General features: G+C 75.3%; 15 protein-coding genes. 11 read left to right on the top strand and 4 right to left on the bottom strand.

The window, feature by feature from the left end:
* Window positions 1–112 precede the first annotated feature (112 nt).
* Together Sru01_RS01980 and cofD are read right to left on the bottom strand one after the other, a co-directional pair.
* Window positions 113–1387: a coenzyme F420-0:L-glutamate ligase gene (locus Sru01_RS01980; protein WP_203982071.1), complete on the bottom strand. Its 1275-nt coding sequence runs from the start codon at window positions 1385–1387 to the stop codon at window positions 113–115.
* Window positions 1384–2310: a 2-phospho-L-lactate transferase gene (gene cofD, locus Sru01_RS01975; RefSeq protein WP_203982070.1), complete on the bottom strand. Its 927-nt coding sequence runs from the start codon at window positions 2308–2310 to the stop codon at window positions 1384–1386. Before cofD ends, Sru01_RS01980 begins: the two co-directional genes overlap by 4 nt.
* Before the next feature lie 213 nt (window positions 2311–2523).
* Here cofD and Sru01_RS01970 point away from each other — a divergent pair, with 213 nt between their 5' ends.
* The 4 genes from Sru01_RS01970 to Sru01_RS01955 all read left to right on the top strand — a co-directional run bounded on the left by Sru01_RS01970 (window position 2524) and on the right by Sru01_RS01955 (window position 11066).
* On the top strand, window positions 2524–5247 hold the full coding sequence (locus Sru01_RS01970; RefSeq protein WP_203982069.1) for a hypothetical protein: 2724 nt from the start codon (window positions 2524–2526) through the stop codon (window positions 5245–5247).
* Between the two features lie 285 nt (window positions 5248–5532).
* Window positions 5533–5775, top strand: coding sequence for a WhiB family transcriptional regulator (locus Sru01_RS01965; RefSeq protein ID WP_184889896.1), 243 nt, complete (start codon window positions 5533–5535; stop codon window positions 5773–5775).
* Between the two features lie 201 nt (window positions 5776–5976).
* Entirely contained in the window at window positions 5977–9075 is a 3099-nt protein-coding gene (locus Sru01_RS01960) for a glycosyltransferase family 2 protein (protein WP_203982068.1), read from the top strand.
* On the top strand, window positions 9072–11066 hold the full coding sequence (locus Sru01_RS01955; protein ID WP_239136760.1) for a DUF5719 family protein: 1995 nt from the start codon (window positions 9072–9074) through the stop codon (window positions 11064–11066). Before Sru01_RS01960 ends, Sru01_RS01955 begins: the two co-directional genes overlap by 4 nt.
* 133 nt (window positions 11067–11199) lie before the next feature.
* Here the strand turns inward: Sru01_RS01955 and Sru01_RS01950 are convergent, their stop codons facing one another.
* Window positions 11200–11664 carry a metallopeptidase family protein gene (locus tag Sru01_RS01950; protein ID WP_239136759.1) on the bottom strand — a complete coding sequence of 155 codons (465 nt, stop codon included), beginning with the start codon at window positions 11662–11664 and terminating at the stop codon, window positions 11200–11202.
* A gap of 227 nt (window positions 11665–11891) precedes the next feature.
* Between Sru01_RS01950 and Sru01_RS01945 the strand changes: the two genes are divergently transcribed.
* The 5 genes from Sru01_RS01945 (at window position 11892) to Sru01_RS01925 (ending at window position 15975) form a co-directional block, all read left to right on the top strand.
* Window positions 11892–12257: a DUF3499 domain-containing protein gene (locus Sru01_RS01945; protein WP_203982067.1), complete on the top strand. Its 366-nt coding sequence runs from the start codon at window positions 11892–11894 to the stop codon at window positions 12255–12257.
* Window positions 12258–12338: 81 nt separating this feature from the next.
* Window positions 12339–13694 carry a phosphomannomutase/phosphoglucomutase gene (locus Sru01_RS01940; RefSeq protein WP_203982066.1) on the top strand — a complete coding sequence of 452 codons (1356 nt, stop codon included), beginning with the start codon at window positions 12339–12341 and terminating at the stop codon, window positions 13692–13694.
* Window positions 13691–13870: a Trm112 family protein gene (locus Sru01_RS01935; protein WP_275412130.1), complete on the top strand. Its 180-nt coding sequence runs from the start codon at window positions 13691–13693 to the stop codon at window positions 13868–13870. Before Sru01_RS01940 ends, Sru01_RS01935 begins: the two co-directional genes overlap by 4 nt.
* Window positions 13867–14991: an SIS domain-containing protein gene (locus Sru01_RS01930; protein ID WP_239136757.1), complete on the top strand. Its 1125-nt coding sequence runs from the start codon at window positions 13867–13869 to the stop codon at window positions 14989–14991. The genes Sru01_RS01935 and Sru01_RS01930 overlap by 4 nt, the downstream gene beginning before the upstream one ends.
* A gap of 63 nt (window positions 14992–15054) precedes the next feature.
* Entirely contained in the window at window positions 15055–15975 is a 921-nt protein-coding gene (locus Sru01_RS01925) for a cation diffusion facilitator family transporter (RefSeq protein WP_203982064.1), read from the top strand.
* A gap of 43 nt (window positions 15976–16018) precedes the next feature.
* Here the strand turns inward: Sru01_RS01925 and Sru01_RS01920 are convergent, their stop codons facing one another.
* A complete protein-coding gene (locus Sru01_RS01920) occupies window positions 16019–16411 on the bottom strand; it encodes a MerR family transcriptional regulator (RefSeq protein ID WP_203982063.1) in 393 nt (130 codons plus the stop codon).
* A gap of 111 nt (window positions 16412–16522) precedes the next feature.
* Here Sru01_RS01920 and ahcY point away from each other — a divergent pair, with 111 nt between their 5' ends.
* Complete coding sequence (ahcY, locus tag Sru01_RS01915; protein WP_203982062.1) at window positions 16523–17950, top strand: adenosylhomocysteinase; 1428 nt, start codon at window positions 16523–16525, stop codon at window positions 17948–17950.
* Between the two features lie 107 nt (window positions 17951–18057).
* Entirely contained in the window at window positions 18058–19308 is a 1251-nt protein-coding gene (locus tag Sru01_RS01910; RefSeq protein WP_203982061.1) for an adenosylhomocysteinase, read from the top strand.
* The last annotated feature ends 369 nt before the right edge of the window (window positions 19309–19677 follow it).

The following is a 19677-nucleotide window of genomic DNA, read 5'->3' as shown; positions in this document are numbered from 1 at the left end:
AAACGCAAGGGTGCTCGACGCCCAGGGCCTCGCGGTCAGGTGCGAGATCGGTCCGATATCCGGCCGCGGCACATCGCGGCGGTGTGGACCGCGACGGGCGGCGGCCGGGCTTCTAGCGGGTGACGATGAAGTCGGCCGGGTCGCGCGGGGGACGGTCGCGGGGCGGCGCGGCGGCGTGGCCGACCGCCACGGCGCCCATCGGGTCCCAGATGGCGGGCAGGTCCAGCACCTCGCGCACGACCTCGCGGCAGAACATCGTCGAGGACACCCACGCCGAGCCCAGGCCCTCGACGGCGAGGTGCACCAGGAGGTTCTGCACCCCCGCGCCGGTGGCGACGACGAACATCTCGCGCTCGGCGGCGTTGCGGCGGTCGTCGGGATAGGTGTGCGACCCCTCCATCACCAGGCAGGGGACCACCAGATACGGGGCCCGGCGCAGCACCTCGCCGCGCCGCACCCGGCGGGCGATCGCCTCCTCGGTGAAGCCGGTGGCCCGCAGGTCGCGGACCCAGGCCGCGAGCATCGCGTCCAGCAGCTTCTCCCGGGCCGCCGCCGTCTCCAGCAGCACGAAGCGCCACGGCGTGGTGTGGTGCGGCGCCGGCGCGCTGATCGCCGCGGCCACCGCCCGGCGCACCGCGGCCGGGTCGACCGGGTCGCCGGTGAACTCGCGCACCGTGCGGCGGGCGAACAGCACGTCCGCCGAGCCGAACCGGAACATGTCCTCGTCCGCCGGGCGGACCAGCGGGCGGACGCCCGGGCCGTCCTCGGCGGTGACCAGGTGGGACAGGCCGCGCACCACCGCGACCGGCACTCCGTCCAGCTTGCCCTTGACCAGCTCGCCCGCGGCGGCGATCTCGTCGACCAGCGCGGTGACCGTCGCCGACAGCGGGTTGCCGTACGCGTCGGACCGGCCGCGCAGGTCGTCCAGCGGCCGGACCCCGGCCGCGCCGATCGCCAGGTCGGTCAGCCCGTTGCGCCACGGGCGGCCGAAGGTGTCCGACAGCACGACCCCGGCGCGGACCGGGAGCGCGGCCCGGATCCGCCGGGCGGAGGCGTCCGGGTCCTCCGGCAGCAGTAGCACGGTGCCGCGCTCGGTGTTGGAGGCGTCCACTCCGGCAGCCGCCATGACGAAGCCGTGCCGGGTCTGCGCGATCACCGTGTCGCCGCGCCGCGCGACGACACGGTCGGTCTCGGCGGCGATGGCCTCGGCCCGGCCGTCCCCCCGCCGGATCCGGCCCTCGGCCTTGCTGACGATCTTGGAGGTGACGACCAGGATGTCGCCCTCGGCCAGATCCGGCACGGCGGCGGCGAGCAGCGCGCCCAGGTCGTCCCCGGGCCGGATCTCCGGCAGCCCGGGAACCGCGCGCACGCTCACCGTCCGGCTCATCGGACCAGCTCCAGCGCGGCGCGGGCGATGGCGGTGGTCGCGGCCAGGTCGCTCATCAGCAGCGGCACCGCCCGGACGCGGACCCCGTCCAGCGCCGCACCCGCGTCCTGCTCGGCGACCAGCCAGCCGTCCAGCAGCCGGGAGCCGTACAGCTCCAGCACCCCCTGCGCGCTGGTCTCCACCCCGACGGCGGCCAGGCAGGCGTCGGCCATCCCGCGGACCGGGGCGCCGCCGATGATCGGCGAGACCCCGACCACGGCCTTGGCCTCCAGCGCCGACCGGATGCCGGGGATCTGGAGGATCGTCCCGATGCTCACCACCGGGTTGGACGGCGGCAGCACGACCACGTCCGCCGCCTCGATCGCCTCCAGCACCCCCGGCGCGGGCTTGGCGTCGTCCGCGCCGACCAGCGCGATGCGGTGGGCCGGCACCGAGGCGCGCAGCCGCACCCACCACTCCTGGAAGTGGATCGCCCGCCGGCCGCCGTCGTCCTCGATCACCACGTGCGTCTCGGCCCGGTCGTCGGTCATCGGCAGCAGCCGCACGCCCGGCCGCCAGCGCTCGCACAGCGCCTCGGTGACGGCGGACAGCGGGTAGCCGGCGTTCAGCATCTGGGTGCGCACGATGTGCGTGGCGATGTCCTTGTCGCCGAGCCCGAACCACTGCGGCTCCACCCCGTAGGCGGCCAGTTCGTCCTTGACCGTGCGGGTGTCGCCGGCCCGGCCCCAGCCCTGCGCCTCGTCGATGCCGCCACCCAGGGTGTACATGACGGTGTCGAGGTCCGGGCAGACCCGGAGACCGAAGAGGGTGATGTCGTCACCGGTGTTGCCGATGACGGTGATCTCCGATTCGGGGGCCGCGGCGCGCAGGCCGCGGAGGAAGCGGGCGCCGCCGATTCCGCCGGCGAGGGACACGATGCGCATGTTGTCAAGTGTTCCACTGCCCGCCGCCCGGCTCGCCGCGGCCCGCACCCGCGACCGGGTGATCGACGAACGCCCTGGTCAGAGCCCGAAAGCCGGCCGCGCATGCCGTACATATGTCAATACCGGGACCTATGAGGTTGTTGATGGGTGCCCCGGCGAAGTGCGGACCTGTGCGAAACTGCGCATGCCGTATGGACCCATTGGGGGGTAGTTGTGGTCAAGGTAGAGCCCGCGCGGCTGCGCGAGCCGGCGGCGATGATCATGCTCGCCGCCGCCTGCGCCCAGGTGCTGTTCGCGATGCTGCGGATGCTGACCGGGTCCGGCGACTCCGGCTTCCGCTCCGCCCTGGCGCTCGCCACGCTCGGATCTCCGGTGAACGTGGCACTCGCCGTCGGCGCCGTCGTGCTGGTGACCCGCTTCGGGCCGCCGACGCCGCGCGCGCGGCTGGTGAACCGGGCGGCGGCGGGCGTCCTGGCGTTCGCGGCGCTGGTCGAGTTCGTCGGCCTGGCCGGCGGCCTGTTCGCCGGTCTGTCCTTCCTCGGCCTGGTCGAGCATGTGCTGACCGGACTCCTGGCGCTGGCGCTCACCGCGGTCGGGCTGCTCTACACCATGGCGGTGCTCACCCCGGCCGCCGCGCGGCCGCGGCCGTCCTTCGGACCCGGCACCATGCCGGCCGGCCCGGGCTTCCCGCCGCACGGCCCGGCCGGCCACGCGCAGCCGGGTCCGGGCGGGCCGGGCGGCCACCAGGGCACACCCCCCGCCCTGCCTCCCGCCCCCTATCCGGCCGACGGGCAGTGGGCCGGCGATCGGCCCCAAGGCGAGCAGCAGTGGGCCGGTGATCGGCCCCAAGGTGAGCAGCAGTGGGCCGGTGACCGGCAGCCGGGCGAGCAGCAGTGGCCGGGCGAGCGGCCGCCGGGGGACGTGCCGCACTGGCCGGGTCCCGGCGCGCCCGGCCAGTGGCAGCCCGAACCGGCACCCGCCCACGCCCACGGCGGCGAACCGTACCCGCCGGCCGGCGAGCCGGGTCCGCGCCCCGACGAGCCGTTCGGCATGGGACGCCCGCCGGCCGAGGCGCCCGCCCCCGGCGGGCCGTACCAGCCGGCCGGCTCCTCCGCCGAACATCCGGCGCCCGGCCCGGGCCACCCGTGGCCCGGGTCCGCGCCGGACCGGCCGCGGCCCGAGGACCTCGACGACCACGCGGGCCGGCCGCGGGCGGCCGATCCGTATCCGCCGGGCGAGACCGGCGGCCCGGACGCGCCGGCGGCCGACGGCCGCCATGTGGCCGGCCCCGGCCGGCCCGGCCCGGCCGGCGGGCCCACCTCGCCGCACCCGTCCCAGCCGGCCGCCGGACCGTACCTTCCCGGTGCGCACGACATCCCCGGGGCGCACACCGCGCCGCCCGCCGGGTCCTTCACCGATCCCGACGCCTTCACCACCGGGGCGCGCCAGGCCATCCCGGCGACGCCCGCGAACACCGCCGACGGCCCCGGCGGCCCGCAGGGTCAGGGCCCGGCGAGCCCCGGTCCCTGGGACGCCGGCCGGCCGGCCGACCTGCTGGACGAGCCGACCTCCTACGTCCGCCCGGGCACGCCGGACCGGTCGTCCGCCGCGACCGGCCCGCAGCCGAGCCCGCTGGACCAGCCCTACGGTGTGACCGGCCCGCAGCAGAGTCCGCTGGACCAGCCCTACGGTGCGACGGGGCCGCAGCAGAGTCCGCTGGACCGGCCGGCCGGTTCGGCCGACCCGCGGCCGGGACCGCTGGATCAGCCGTACGGTGCGACGGGCCCGCAGCAGAGTCCGCTGGACGCGCCGTCCTACGGGCAGCGGCCGGGTCCGCTGGACGGCCCGCCGGCGTACGGCGCGACCGGCCCGCTCGATCGGTCCTACGGCGCGACGGGCCCGCAGCAGAGTCCGCTGGACCGGCCCGCCGGCGCGACCGGCCCGCAGCCGAGCCCGCTGGATCAGCCGTTCGGCGCGGCCGGCCCGCAGCCGGGTCCGGCGGATCGGTCCGCCGGTTCTGCCGGGTCCCAGGCGGGTCCGCTGGATCAGCCCTATGGTGGGACGGGTCCGCAGCGGAGCCCGCTGGACGCGCCGTCCTACGGGCAGCGGCCGGGTCCGCTGGACGGCCCGCCGGCGTACGACCCGACGGCGTACGACCCGACCGGCCCGCAGCCCGGCCCGCCGGACCGGACCGCCACTGCGACCGGTCCGCAGGACCAGCCGTTCGGCGCGGCCGGCCCGCGCCTGGACGCCGCGGCCCCCCATGGGCGGACCGGTCCGCAGGATCAGCCGTTCGGCGTGGCCGGCCCGCAGCCGGGCCCACCGGACGGACCTCCGGCGTCCTACGGACCGGCCGGGTCGCCGGCCGGCCCGCATGACTCCGTGCCCGGCGGATCGTACGGTGGTCCGGGCGAGCGGTACTCCGGTCACGCCGGAGACTTCTCGCGGCCCGCCGAGCCGTCCCCGCTGTACGCCGAGGCCGCCGACCCGCGGCAGCAGCAGATCGCCCAGGCGTACCAGCAGGCGCAGAACTACCAGGCCCGGCAGGCCGCGGCCGACCCGCGGCCGCCCGCCCAGGAGCCCGCGCCGCGGACCCCGGATTACGGTGCCGGGCCGTTCGGCCATCCGCAGACGCCGCCCGGCGCGCCGGGCGGTCCGTCCCGGCCGGAGCCGGAGCCGTTCCCGCGGCCCGAACCGGGCTGGACGGACCCCCGCACCGAGCAGACCGTCCGCCTGGAGCAGACGGCTTTCGAGAAGGACCCGCTGAACGCCCCGCTCCCCAAATCCGGTGCCGAGGAGCCGACGGACGAACCTCTCGATCCCACCGCGATCTACGCGCCGGATCGGTCGCAGTCCAGGCCTGAGCAAAGCGGCGGTAGAGATCAGACAGGATCCGGAGTGGATCCGGGAGGTCACTGGTACGGTTCCGATCGCTGAGGGCATTGAAGATCGGGGGATTAACCAGGCCGTCGGATCCCTCGCAGGGCGGTATATGAAGGAGTTGAGGCATCACATATTCCGCCAAAGCCCGTGTACCGGGGTGAGCTGCTCTTTCCCCGGATACTGTCCTGCTGCTTGACGCCACACGCGGCACATGCGTGTAATTACAGCTGTGTTGTTACACCTTTCACTGCATGGGTATTGGGGAAGGTGTTCCTAAGGGGGGCTCCGTTGCGGGGCGGGCGGGCGATCGGCAGGAGGTGTGCAGTGACCGATCTGGTCATGGCACAGATGCTCGGCGCGGAAGAGCTGGGATGGCAGGAGCGCGCGCTGTGCGCGCAGACGGATCCAGAGGCGTTTTTTCCAGAGAAAGGCGGTTCCACGCGCGAGGCCAAGAAGGTGTGCCGGTCCTGTGAGGTCCGGGCCGAATGCCTGGAGTACGCCCTGCAGCACGACGAGCGGTTCGGCATCTGGGGAGGCCTGTCGGAACGGGAACGCCGCCGCATCAAGCGCGAGGCCGGCTGACCCGCGAGGCGGCGCCCGCACCGAGGGCGGTCACGGTCCGAGCGGCGGCGGCCAGGCGAGGCCGCCGCGGTCCTCGGGCGAGGGGACGTGACCGCGGCGGCGAGCGGGCGGACCGGATTGGCGGAGTGACCGGCAGGCGGCGTGCGACGTGCCGTATCGTGATCGGCGCAACGCCACCCGAGCCCCAAGGACACCACCTCCGTGCACCCCTCGCCCCCCTCGGTCACCGCGATCGTCGTCGCCCATGACGGCGCCCGCTGGCTGAAGGAGACGCTGCGCGGCGTGCTGCACCAGACCCGCCGGCTCGACCGCGCCGTCGGCGTCGACAACGGCAGCCGGGACGGCGGCGCGGCGATGCTGACCGAGGCGTTCGGCGCGGGCAGCGTGCTCACGCTGCCCCGGTCGACCGGGTTCGGGGAGGCGGTGGCCGCGGCGCTGGAGAAGCTGCCGCGCACCGGCGGCCAGGAGTGGATCTGGCTGCTGCACGACGACTGCGTGCCCGATCCCGGCGCGCTGGCGGCCCTGCTGCGGGCCGCCGCCGACGACAAGAAGGCGACCGTCCTCGGGCCCAAGCTCCGCGACTGGCTGGACCGGCGCATGCTGCTGGAGGTGGGCGTCACCGTCGACCGCTCCGGCCGCCGCGACACCGGCCTGGAGCCGCGCGAGTACGACCAGGGCCAGCACGACGGCACCCGCCGGGTGCTGTCGGTGTCCACCGCCGGCATGCTGATCCGCCGCGACGTGTGGGACGAGCTCGGCGGTCTGGATCCGGATCTGCCGCTGTTCCGCGACGACCTCGACCTGTGCTGGCGCGCCACCGCGGCCGGCCACCACGTGCTCAACGTGACCGAGGCGGTGGCCTGGCACGCGGAGGCGTCGGCCCGGCGCCGCCGCCGCATCACCGCCAGCACCGACCATCCCCGCCGGCTGGACCGGCGCAACGCCATGTTCGTCATCATGGCGAACCTGCCGTTCCGGTCGATGCTGTGGTCCCTGCTGCGCAACACCGTCGGGTCGCTGCTGCGCACGCTGCTGCTCCTGCTGGCCAAGCAGCCGGCCAACGCGCTGGACGAGATCGTCGCGCTCGGCTCGCTGCTCGGCTCGCCGCGGCGGCTGATGCGGGCCAGGAAGGCGCGCCGCAAGGCCCGAAAACAGGGCCATCCGGCGGTCAGGAAGCTGTTCACGCCGACCGGCGCGGCCTACCGGCGGCTCGCCGACATGATCCAGGGGTACCTGTCCGGCGCCGGGCCGATCGACGCGGCCGGCCGCCACCACGCGATGCTCGCCGACCCGGCGGCCCAGGAGGAGGGCGACGAGCTGCTGACCGACGACGCCGGGCTGCTGCGGCGCGCGTTCGGCAATCCGGGCGTGCTGATATTCCTCGCCCTGGTCGCGGTCGCGGTGGCCGCCGAGCGCCCGCTGCTCACCGGGGACCTGCTCGGCGGCGGCGCGCTCGTCCCGGTGGCCGGTGGCGCCGAGGACCTGTGGCGGCTCTACACCTCCGGGCACCACGCCGCCGGGCTCGGTTCGACCGGCTGGGCGCCGCCGTACGTGGCGATCATCGCCGGCCTGTCCACCGTCCTGCTCGGCAAGACCTGGCTGGCCGTCTCGGTGCTGCTGCTCGGCTGCGTGCCGCTCGCCGGGCTCTCCGCCTACCTGGCCACCCGGACGATGATCTCGCACCGGCTCGCCCGGGCGTGGCTGGCCGCGTCCTACGCGCTGCTCCCGGTGGCGACCGGCGCGGTGGCCGCCGGGCGGCTCGGCACCGCCGTGGTGCTCGTCCTGCTGCCGCCGTGCGCGGCCCTGGCCGCGACCGTGCTGCTCGGCGACCGCCGCCGCGCCCGCCGTGCCGCCTGGCGGCTCGGCCTGCTGCTGGCGGTGGCGACGGCGTTCGTCCCGCTGATGTACGTCCTGGCCGGCGCCCTGGCCGCGCTCGCCGCGGCGACGTTCGGGCGGCGGCGCCGCGGGGTCGGCGGGTCGCTCGGCGTCGCGCTGGCGGTACCGCTCGTGCTGCTGTTCCCCTGGCTGGCCGGCGTGGCCGCCGACCCCGGGCGCCTGCTGCTGGAGGCCGGGCTGCACCGGTCCGGCCTGGCCGACCCGCGGCTGCCCGCCGGGTCGCTGCTGCTGCTCGGGCCGGGCGGTCCCGGGGTGCCGCCGTTCTGGGCGACCGCCGGGCTGGTGGCCACCGCGTTCGCCGCGCTGCTGTACCGCCGCCACCAGAAGGTCGCGGTGGCCGGTTGGGGAGTGGCGCTGCTCGGCCTGGCCGCCGCCCTGGTGGCCGCCCGGGTGCCGGTCGACGGCATCCCGGCCTGGCCCGGCGTGCCGCTGGCGCTGGCCGCCATCGGCCTGGTCGTGGCCGCCGCGCTGACCGGGCAGCGCGTCATCGAGCTGTACCGGGCCGGCGGCGCGCGCCGGGCCGCCGCGGCGCTGATGGCCGCCGTGGCCTGCGCGACCCCGGTGCTGGTGGCCGGGCTCTGGGTCACCGAGGGCGTGCCGGGGCCGCTGCGCCGGGGGGTGCCGAGCGCGATCGGCGACTTCGCGGCGGCGACCTCGACCGGCGGCGAGGGCACCGTCGTGCTACGGCCGCGGGACGCCGCCCGCCCGGACGGCGGGCTGCTCTTCACGGTGCTGCGCGGCCGGCCCCCGCTGATCGGCGAGCCGGAGCTGCCGGCGCCCGAGGCGGTCCGGACCCGGCTGACCGACGCGGTGGCCGGGGTGGTCTCCGGCCGCGGCGGCGAGGACGCGCTGATCCTGGCCACGTTCGGCGTGCGCTTCGTCGCGGCGCCGGCCCCGGTCTCCGAGCGGGTGCGCCTCCCCCTCGACTCCGACCCGGCACTTGCGCGGGTGAACCTGTCGCCGGCCGGCGGCCTGTGGCGCCTGGTCCGGCCGCTCGGCCGCACCTACCTGCTGGCGCCGGACGGCGGGCGGGCCGCGGTCCCGCCCGCCGAGATCACCGGTGACCGGGTCACCGTCGCGGTGCCGCCCGGGCCGGCCGGCCGCACTCTGGTGCTGGCCGAGCCGGCCGGCGGGTGGACGGCCACGGCCGGCGGCACGGCACTCGCGGCACGCGCCGTGGACGGCTGGGCCCAGGGGTTCGCCGTGCCACCGGCCGGCGGGCGGGTGACCATCGAGTTCGACCGGTTCTGGCACCGGGCGTGGCTGTGGGCGCAGCTCGCGCTGGTGCTGCTGGTCCTGGTGCTGGCCGCGCCCGGCGGCCGCCGCACCGAGGCGGTCGTCGAGGAGCCCGCCCCGGCCCCGGCGCCGGTGGAGCGGGAGCGCGAGGAGGTGCTGGTCCGGTGACGGCACAGGACGGCGAGCCGCACCCGGCCATCCAGGGGGGCGGGACCGGCCCGGCCGGGGAGCCCGGCGGGCTCTTCCGCCCCAGGTCGGAGTCCAGGCGCACCGAACCGGGGCCGCCGGAGCCGGATGGCGGGCCGGCCCGCCCGGCGGGCGGCCGGCGGGGCCGCCGGGCGAAGGCCGACGACGGCCTGGACCCGGTGCCCGAGGCCGGCCCGGTGGCGGCCGCCGGCGGCCGTCGAGGCCGGCGGCTGAAGGCGGAGGCCGTACCCGACCCGGCCACCGGCGGCCCGGCGGCGGACGATGGCCGGTGGGTGGCGGCCGGACCGGATCCGGCGCCCGGCGGGCGGCGGGTGGATGGTGAAGCCGGATCGGATCCGGCGGCCGGCGGGCTCTTCACGGCGGCGGGTGGCGGCCGGCGGGGCCGGCGGGCCAGGGACGGATCCGCGACGGATCCGGCGGCCGGTGGTGGCCCGGACGCGGCCGGTGGCGCCGCCGAGCCGGCCGCCGCCGCCCGGCGGGCCGGGTCGCGCGGCGGCGGTGCGCGGCGGGCGCTGCTCGGCCATCGCCTGTCCTTCGTCGCGCTGGTGCTGGCCTGCGCGGGCCTGCTGTACGGCGTGGCCCATCTCACCCGGCCGCCGGTGGTCGCCCCGCAGGCGGTCGCGCCGGTCAAGGTCGCGGTGCGGTCGGTGTCCACGGTGTGCCCCGACCCGGCGGACGCCCGGGTCAGCGCGATCACGCCGGCCGGCGCCCCCGGCACCGGAGCGGCCACCGTCACCGAGCTCGGCGCGGCGGCGGCCCGGCCGCAGCGGCTGGACCGGCCCGGCGTCCTCTGGCAGCGCGAGATCCCCCGCGGTTCGGGGCCGCTGGAGGTGGCCGGCTCCGGCGCGATGGCCGCCGGGCTGGAGGCGGCGCAGACGACCCGGCGGGCCGACGGCGCGTCCCGCGGGCTGGCCGGCGTGCGCTGCGTCGAGCCCGGGGCGAGCGCGTGGTTCGCCGGTCCCGGGCCGGCCACCGCCGACGTCCGGCTGTACCTGGCCAACGCCGACACCGCCCCCACCACCGTCTCGATCATGGTGTACTCCGGCGAGGGGCCGGTGGCGGGGGAGACCGGCGACGGTGTCGTGCTCGCCCCCGGCGAGCACCGTACGGTCTCGATCCGCGACCTCGCGCCGTCTCCGCTGGTCATGGCGGTGCAGGTGCGCACGGTGAGCGGCCGGGTGGCCGCCGCCGTCCGCGCGGTGCTCGGCAAGGGCGAGGGCACCGACTGGCTGCCCGCCGCCGCCGAGCCGGCCACCACCGTCGTGGTGCCCGGCATTCCGGGCGGGGGCGGCAAGCGCGAGCTGTACGTGGCCGCCCCCGGTGCCGCCGACACCGTGGTGCGGATCAAGGCCCTCACCGCCGACGGGTTCTACGCGATGAAGAACCGCGAGACGGCGGAGGTACCGGCCGGTTCGGCGGTGTCGCTCGACCTGTCGACCGGCATCGGCGGCCAGCCGTCCGCGGTCGTGCTGACCGCCGACGTGCCGATCGTCGCCGGGTTGATGGCCACCGGCACCGGTGTCCGGCCGGACGTGGCGTTCAGTGCGGGAGCGGTGCCGATCGACGTCGGCAGCGTGGTCGCCGACAACCGGGGCGGGAAGAAGACCTCCAGCAGACTGATCCTGTCCGCGCCGGCCGCCGCCGGGAAGGTGCGCGTGCAGGCGGTGCCCGAGCGCGGCGCCGCGCCGCCGCCGGTGGAGGTGCCCGTGCCGGCGGGCCGCACCGCCGAGGTCAAGCTGGCCGCGCCGGCGGGCGGCGGCGACTTCGCCGTGGTGGTGCTGCCGCTGCCCGGCTCCGGCCCGGTGTACGGCGGGCGGGTGCTGGACGAGCGCGCGCCCGGCGGCCTGCTGCTCACCGCGCAGCCGCTCGCCCGGGCCCGTACCTTCGCCCTGGTGCCGCCGGTGGTGGAGAGCCCGGCGGCCGTCCTGCCCCCGATCCCCGGGTCGCGCTGAGCCGGGTCGCGTCGAGCCGCAGCCGTCCCTGGCCCGACCTGTCCGGCCGGGGGTCCTCAGCCGGGCGGTGCCGCGCCGGGCCGCCCTGCGCCGGGCCGCCCTGCGCCGGGCCGCCCTGCGTCGGGGCGGGCCGTCAGTGGCGGTCGTCGTAGCCGGGGTCGACGGTCTCGGGGGACACGCCCAGCAGGTTGGCGACCTGCTCCACGACCACGTCGTGCACCAGCGCGCCGAGCGCGTCCCGGTCCCGGGCCCGGGCCTCCAGCGGGCGGCGGTAGACGACGATGACGGCCGGTGAGCCGCCGGCGGCCGGCCGGGCCCGGCCGAACGGGATGGGTTCGTCGGACAGCCGGCCCGGGCCGTCGCCCAGCTCGGCGGCCGGCGGGACGTCCTCGACGGCGAACTCCACCGACGAGAGCTGGTCGCCCCACTTCGGCCTGAGCCGGTCGACCGCGTCCAGCACGTAGTCGTCGAACCGCTCGGCGCGAGAGCGCGCGATCGGCACGTGCGAGGGCGCGAGCGGGCCGCGCATGCCGCGGCCGTGCCGGTCGCGGCGCCGCGGGCCGTTGGGGCGGGGACTGCCGCCAGGGGCCGAACTCACAGGGCAAGCCTAGATCGTGCGCACCGGCCGCCGTACCCCCGCCCGGGAGACGGAAGGGGGCCGCCGGGGAGGGGACTCCGGACCCCGGTACCGGCCGGCCGCCAAGGGACTTCCACGCCTGGCCATAAGGACCGTAAACGGAGGACAAGTGTCCGAATTGTGGCGACACGCTCGTTAGGAGGTGCCAGGTGGTGGCAATGTGAACGCGGACCGGATACGGTCCCTCCGTGAGCCCCGTCCGCAGCTGTTCCCGTACCGCCTGCAGGCAGCCTGCCGTCTTCACACTCACGTACGTCTACGCCGACTCGACAGCGGTGCTCGGACCCCTGGCGACGTACGTCGAACCACACTGCTACGACCTGTGCGCGGACCACGCGGAGCGGCTGACGGCCCCGCGCGGATGGGAGGTCGTCCGGCTGCCGTCGGAGGTCGGGCAACCGAGCACCGACGACCTGGAGGCCCTGGCCAACGCGGTGCGCGAGGCGGCCCGGCCGGCCCCGGCCTCCGGCGAGCCGGTGGGGCAGGGCGTGGAGGTCGGCCGCCGCGGGCACCTTCGGGTGCTGCGTTCCGCCCAGCAGAACCGCGAGCACTGAGCCCTCTCCGGCCGGGCGTCCCGCGCCGCCGGAACACAGTAGGCTCGACCGGGGACAGACGTGACTAGGGGCGGAGCGGCAGTGGGCGACCTCGCCAAGATCTTCAAGGCGTACGACATCCGTGGCGTGGTCCCCGGCGAGCTGGACGAGCGGGCGGCCGAGGCGGTCGGCGCGGCCTTCGCCGAGGTGGTGGGCGCCGACGCGGTGGTGACCGCCCACGACATGCGGGCCTCCTCCGCGCCGCTGGCCGCCGCGTTCGCCCGGGGCGTCACCGGCCGGGGCGCCGACGTGGTCGAGGCGGGCCTCGGATCGACCGATCTTCTCTACTACGCCAGCGGCACCCTGGGGCTACCCGGAGTGATGTTTACGGCCAGCCATAATCCCGCCGAGTACAACGGGATGAAGCTGTGCCGGGCCGGTGCCGTGCCGATCAGCGCGGACACCGGGCTGCGCGAGATCCGCGACCGCGCCGCCGAGATCATCGCGGCGCCGCCGGCCCCGGCCGCGCGGGCGGGCACGATCACCTCCCGCGACCTGCTCGCCGGGTACGGGGCGCACCTGCGCGGGCTGGTCGACCTGTCCGGCATCCGGCGGCTGCGGGTCGTCGTCGACGCGGGCAACGGCATGGCCGGGCGCACGGTGCCGGCGGTGCTCGCCGGCCTGCCCCTGGAGATCACCCCGCTCTACTTCGAGCTGGACGGCACCTTCCCCAACCACCCGGCCAACCCCATCGAGCCGGACAACCTGCGCGACCTGCAGAAGGCGGTGCTCGACCAGGGTGCCGACATCGGCCTGGCCTTCGACGGCGACGCCGACCGCTGCTGGGTGGTCGACGAGCGCGGCGAGTCGGTGTCCCCGTCCGCGGTCACCGCGCTGGTCGCGGTGCGCGAGCTGGCCCGGCACCCCGGCGCGCCGGTCATCCACAACCTGATCACCTCCCGGGCGGTTCCGGAGATCGTCGCCGAGCACGGCGGCGTGCCGGTGCGCACCCGGGTCGGCCACTCGTTCATCAAGGCCGAGATGGCCCGCACCGGGGCGGTCTTCGGCGGCGAGCACTCCGCCCACTACTACTTCCGCGACTTCTGGTTCGCCGACTCCGGCATGCTGGCCGCGCTGCACGTGCTGGCCGCGCTGGGCGAGGGCGACCGCCCGCTGTCGGAGGCGCTCGCGCCCTACATCCGGTACGCCGCGTCCGGCGAGATCAACAGCACCGTGGCCGACCAGGCCGCCGCGCTGGCCCGGGTGCGCGCCGGCTACGCCGGCCGGCCCGGGGTGACGTTCGACGAGCTCGACGGGCTGACGGTGTCCGGGCCGGGCTGGTGGTTCAATCTTCGTCCGTCCAACACAGAGCCGTTGCTCCGGCTGAACGCCGAGGCGGCCGACGAGAAGCTGATGGCGGCGGTCCGCGACGAGGCGCTCGCCGCCGTGAGGAGTTGACCGTGAAGATCGACGATTGGTTGCTCGACATCCTGGCGTGCCCGGCCTGCCGGTCGCCGCTGACCGAGGTCGCCGGGCAGGACGAGCTGGCCTGCACCTCCGAGAGCTGCGGCCTGGTGTACCCGGTCCGGGACGACATCCCGGTGCTGCTGGTCGACGAGGCCCGCAAGGCGTGAGGTCCTTCGAAGGCGACCGGCTCGACGATCCCGCCTTCCTGGCCGAGGGCGACCCGTCCGGCATGCTGCCGGGCGTGGCGTCCTCGGCGGCCCAGGTGCGCAGCGCGCACCGGGCGGCGGCGGAGGCGGGCGTCGCCCGGCTGGCCGGCGAGCCGCGGCCCAGGGCGCTGGTGGTGGCCGGCATGGGCACCGCCGCGCTGGCGGGCGAGATGCTCGCCGCGGTCTGCGGGGGCGGCGTGCCGATGCCGATCGCCTCGGTGGCCTCCTACCGGCTGCCCGGCTGGGTGGGCGCCGCCGACCTGGTGGTCGCGGTGTCGGCGACCGGCGACACCGAGGAGACCCGCGTCCTGGCGCTGGAGGCGGTGCGCCGCGGGTGCCGGCTGGTCACCGTGACCCGTCCCGGCTCGCCGCTGGCCGCGGTCGCCCGGCAGGCGTCCGGCCTGGTGCTGCCGGTCGTGCCGCCCGGTGGGGCGGCGAGCCCGGCGGCGTCGCCGGCCGGGCTCTGGGGCGTCCTCATGCCGCTGCTCGCGGTCGCCGAGGCGCTGCGGCTGGCCGAGATCGGGCCGGTGACCGAGGCGGTGGCCGGCCGGCTGGAAGACCTCGCGCACCGCTGCCGGCCGTCCAGCGAGTCCTTCATCAACCCCGGCAAGTCGCTGGCCCTGGAGCTGGCCGGGTCGATCCCGGTGGTCTGGGGCACCTCGCCGGTCGCCGCCGCGGCCGCGCACCGGCTGGCGGCCGGGCTCGGGGTGATCGCCGGCTATCCGGCGCTGTGGGGAGAGATCCCGGCGGCCGATCACGACCAGCTCGCCACGCTGGACGGGCCGCTGGCCGAGCGGGACATTTTCGCCGACGGGCCGTCCCTGGCCCTGCGAGTGGTGCTCCTTCGCGACCTGGAGGAACACCCGCAGGTCGGCAAGCGGCGGGCGATGTCGGCCCGGCTGGCGCACGACCGCGGGGTGGCGGTCAGCGAGATCGCCGCGGCGGGCGCGCACCCGCTGGAGCGGCTGGCCTCCCTGGTGGGGCTGGCCGACTACGCTGCCGTTTATCTCGCGCTGGGTTTCAACGCCGATCCTGGGGCACCTGGTGCTGTCACAGAACTTGCGGCACGGATTTCCCAATAAGATCGCACCTGACCGCTTTCCCGAGCGGGTAAGTGCTGGTTAACGGATAGGTGGAGGCTGCCGGTGAGCGCGGGCGGCGGTACAAAGGCGATCATCGCGGCACTGGCCGCCAACCTGGCGATCGCGGTGGCGAAGTTCGTGGCGTTCCTCTTCACGGGGTCGTCGTCGATGCTGGCCGAGTCGGTGCACTCGGTCGCGGACTCGGGTAACCAGGCGCTGCTGCTGCTCGGCGACAAGCGGTCCAAGAAGCGGGAGAACCCCAAGCACCCCTTCGGCTACGGCCGCGAGCGCTACTTCTACGCGTTCGTGGTGGCCGTGGTGCTGTTCACCATCGGCGCGGTGTTCTCGCTGTACGAAGGCTTCGAGAAGATCGCCCATCCGCACCAGGTCGAGGCGCCGATCTGGGCATTCGGCGTGCTGATCTTCGCGATCATCGCCGAGGGCTTCTCGTTCCGCACCGCGATCAAGGAGTCCAAGGCCATCAAGGGGAACAACTCCTGGGTCTCCTTCATCCGGCGGGCCAAGGCGCCCGAGCTGCCGGTCGTGCTGCTGGAGGACTTCGGCGCGCTGCTCGGCCTGGTCTTCGCGCTGTTCGGCGTGACCATGGCCGTGGTGACCGGCAACGGCGTCTGGGACGGCGTCGGCACGCTGATGATCGGCGTGCTGCTGGCGATCATCGCGGTCATCCTGGCGGTGGAGACCAAGTCGCTGCTCATCGGCGAGAGCGCCGTGCCGGAGACCGAGCGGAAGATCCGGGCCGCGCTGGAGGGCGCCCCCGAGGTCAGCAAGGTGATCCACATGCGGACCCTGCACCTGGGGCCGGAGGAGCTGCTCGTCGCCGCGAAGATCGCGGTGGAGCACGACGACACCGCCGCCGAGGTCGCCCGGGGCATCGACGAGGCCGAGCGCCGGATCCGGGAGGCGGTGCCGATCGCCCGGGTGATCTACCTGGAGCCCGACCTGTTCCGCGAGGCCCGGGTCTGACCGTCACGCCCGCCCGGGGCTGACGTCACCCCCGGGCCGGCCGTCACGCCCGCCCGGTTCCGGGCGGGCGTCCCGCGCCCTCCCGCCTGCCGGGCACGCCGGCCGGGCGGCCGCGGAGCAGGCGCAGCGCCTTCTCCTTCTCGAAGTCCAGCGCCCGGCGCGGCGCGTGGATGCGCCCGATGCGCAGGCCGAGGTCGCGGACCGCCTGGGCCACCGCCGGCTCGCTGAGCACCCGCAGGGCGAACGACAGCTCGGCCGGTGACACGTCGAAGCGGCGTTCCAGCTCCATCGCCTGGGTGACCGCGGCGAGTTCCTCGGGCCCGAACCTGCGGTGCGACCCGCCGGCCCGGGTCGGTGGGAGCAGGCCGAGCGCCTCCCGGTAGCGGAGCATCCGGGGGGACAGGCCGAGGGCGCGGGCCGCTTCACTGATGCGCATGCCGTCGATTCTGACATTCTTATGTCAGATTCAAGGTTCTGGGGGTGCTTTGTGGTTCGGCGGCCTCTTAAACTCGCAGAGACGAACTGACCGGGTTGAGGGGAAGACACGATGGACTTCAAGGTCGCCGACCTTGCGCTGGCCGACTTCGGCCGCCGGGAGATCCAGCTCGCCGAGCACGAGATGCCGGGCCTGATGGCCATCCGCCGCGAGTACGCCGAGTCCCGGCCGCTGGCCGGTGCCAAGATCATGGGCTCGCTGCACATGACCGTGCAGACCGCCGTCCTCATCGAGACCCTGGTCGCGCTCGGCGCCGACGTCCGCTGGGTCAGCTGCAACATCTTCTCCACCCAGGACCACGCGGCCGCCGCGGTCGTCGTCGGCCCGGACGGCACGGTGGACGACCCCAAGGGCGTGCCGGTGTTCGCCTGGAAGGGCGAGACGCTGGAGGAGTACTGGTGGTGCACCGACCAGGCCCTCGCCTGGCCGGGCGGCGGCGGTCCCAACATGATCCTCGACGACGGCGGCGACGCCACCCTGCTCGTCCACAAGGGCGCCGAGTACGAGAAGGCCGGCGCGGTGCCGTCCGCGGCCGAGGGCGACTCCGAGGAGTGGAAGATCATCCTCGATCTGCTGCGCCGCACGGTCACCGACGAGGGCCGGTGGACCAAGGTGGCCGAGGGCATCCGGGGCGTCACCGAGGAGACCACCACCGGCGTGCACCGCCTGTACGAGATGTTCAAGAACGGCACGCTGCTGTTCCCGGCGATCAACGTCAACGACTCGGTCACCAAGTCGAAGTTCGACAACAAGTACGGCTGCCGGCACAGCGTGATCGACGGCCTGAACCGCGCCACCGACGTGCTCATCGGCGGCAAGGTCGCGGTGGTCTGCGGCTACGGCGACGTGGGCAAGGGCTGCGCCGACGCGCTTCGCGGCCAGGGCGCCCGGGTCATCGTCACCGAGATCGACCCGATCTGCGCGCTGCAGGCGGCGATGGACGGCTTCCAGGTCACCACGCTGGACGAGGTCGTCGGCACCGCCGACATCTTCGTGACCACCACCGGCAACTTCAACATCATCACGGCCGACCACATGAGCCGGATGAAGCACCAGGCGATCGTCTCCAACATCGGCCACTTCGACAACGAGATCGACATGGCCGGGCTGGCGAAGATCCCCGGCATCGTGAAGACCGAGGTCAAGCCGCAGGTGCACACCTGGACCTTCCCCGACGGCCACAACATCATCGTGCTGGCCGAGGGCCGGCTGATGAACCTCGGCTGCGCCACCGGACACCCGAGCTTCGTGATGTCCAACTCGTTCACCAACCAGGTGATCGCCCAGATCGAGCTGTTCACCAAGACCGAGCAGTACCCGATCGGCGTTTACGTGCTGCCCAAGCACCTGGACGAGAAGGTCGCCCGGCTGCACCTTTCCGCGCTCGGCGTCAAGCTCACCACGCTCACCAAGGAGCAGGCCGAGTACATCGGCGTGGACGTCGAGGGCCCCTTCAAGCCGGACCACTACCGCTACTGACCGGCCGGCGACCTGCGGGCCGCCCGGCCGGACCAGGTCCCCGCGCGGGCTCGCGCGGGGACCTTCCCACCGCCGGGGGCCGGCCGCGGGACGCCAGGGGGAGGCACGTGCACATCGAGGAGGAGTCGCTGGCCGAGGCCGGCGAGCGGCGGATCGACTGGGCGCTGCGGTCCATGCCGGTGCTGCGGGCGGTGGGCGAGCGCTTCGGGCGCGCCCGCCCGCTGGACGGCCTGCGCATCGCGGCCTGCCTGCACGTCACCGCGGAGACGGCCGTGCTGGTCGGCGCGCTCAAGGCCGGCGGGGCCGAGATCTCGCTGGCCGCCTCCAACCCGCTGTCCACCCAGGACGACGTCGCCGCGGCGCTGCGCGCCTACGGCGTGTCGGTGCACGCCCGGGCCGGGGTGGACCGGGAGACCTACTACCGGCACATCCACCGGGCGCTGGACACCGGTCCGGAGCTGGTGGTGGACGACGGCTGCGACCTGGTGAACACCCTGCACACCGAGCGGCTGGACATGCTGGACGGCGTCACCGGTGGCTGCGAGGAGACCACCACCGGGATCATCCGGCTGCGCCAGATGGCCGCCGAGCAGGCGCTGCGCTTTCCGATGGTCGCGGTGAACGACACCCGGACCAAGCGGATGTTCGACAACCGGTACGGCACCGGGCAGTCCACCCTGGACGGCATCGTCCGGGCCACCAACATGCTGCTGGCCGGCCGCACCGTGGTGGTCGCCGGGTTCGGCTACTGCGGGCGCGGCGTCGCCGAGCGGGCCCGCGGCCAGGGCGCCCGGGTGATCGTCACCGAGATCGACCCGGTGAAGGCGCTGGACGCCAGCCTGCACGGCTACGACGTGCGGCCGATGTCGGAGGCGGCGCGGGTGGGCGACCTGTTCGTCACGGTCACCGGCAACCGGGACGTCGTGCGCGGCGAGCATCTGGCCGAGATGAAGGACGGGGCCATCCTGGCCAACGCCGGCCACTTCGACGTCGAGATCGACGTGCGCGCGCTGGAGGCGCTGGCCGAGGACGTCAACCTCGGCGTGCGGCCGCACACCGACGAGTACGTGCTGCCCGGCGGGCGCCGGCTGCTGCTGCTGGCCGAGGGCCGGCTGGTCAACCTGACCGCCGCCGAAGGACACCCGGCGGCGGTGATGGACATGTCGTTCTCCGCGCAGGCGCTGGCCGTCGCCTGGCTGGCCGAGGAGCGGTCCCGGCTGGCGCCGGGGGTGTACGACGTGCCGGGCGAGATCGACACCGAGGTGGCCCGGCTCAAGCTGGGCGCGGCCGGCATCGGCATCGACGAGTTGACCGCCGAGCAGGCCGACTACCTGCACTCCTGGCGGGTCGGCTCCTGACGTCTCCGGCGCTCGGACGGCTCTGTCGGACGGGTGGCCCTGACGTCTCCGCGGGTACGGGCGGCTTGGACGTCCCGAAGGATACGGGTGGCGCGGCGGCCCCGGAACTCGGGCGGGCGAAATCCTGGCGAGGTCGTGGCGGCGTGCCAGGCGGTTACCGGGGCCGGTTGAGCCGGGTCGGTGCCCGGTGGTGTCGCGGGATGGATATGGCCGGCGTGACCTCTCCCTCACACGCCGGCCATACCCGATTCCCACGTCGCGGGCCAATGCCCCAGTGGCCCGCTGCGCAGCCTCGTGCCCGGGATTGCCCGCCCTATGCACATCCATGACGAGAAACCGAGAAACCCCAGGAAATCACCTGCCGCACTC

It is taken from the genome of Sphaerisporangium rufum, assembly GCF_016863395.1.
GTDB lineage: Bacteria > Actinomycetota > Actinomycetes > Streptosporangiales > Streptosporangiaceae > Sphaerisporangium > Sphaerisporangium rufum.
This window is presented reverse-complemented; position numbering and strand designations above follow the sequence as displayed.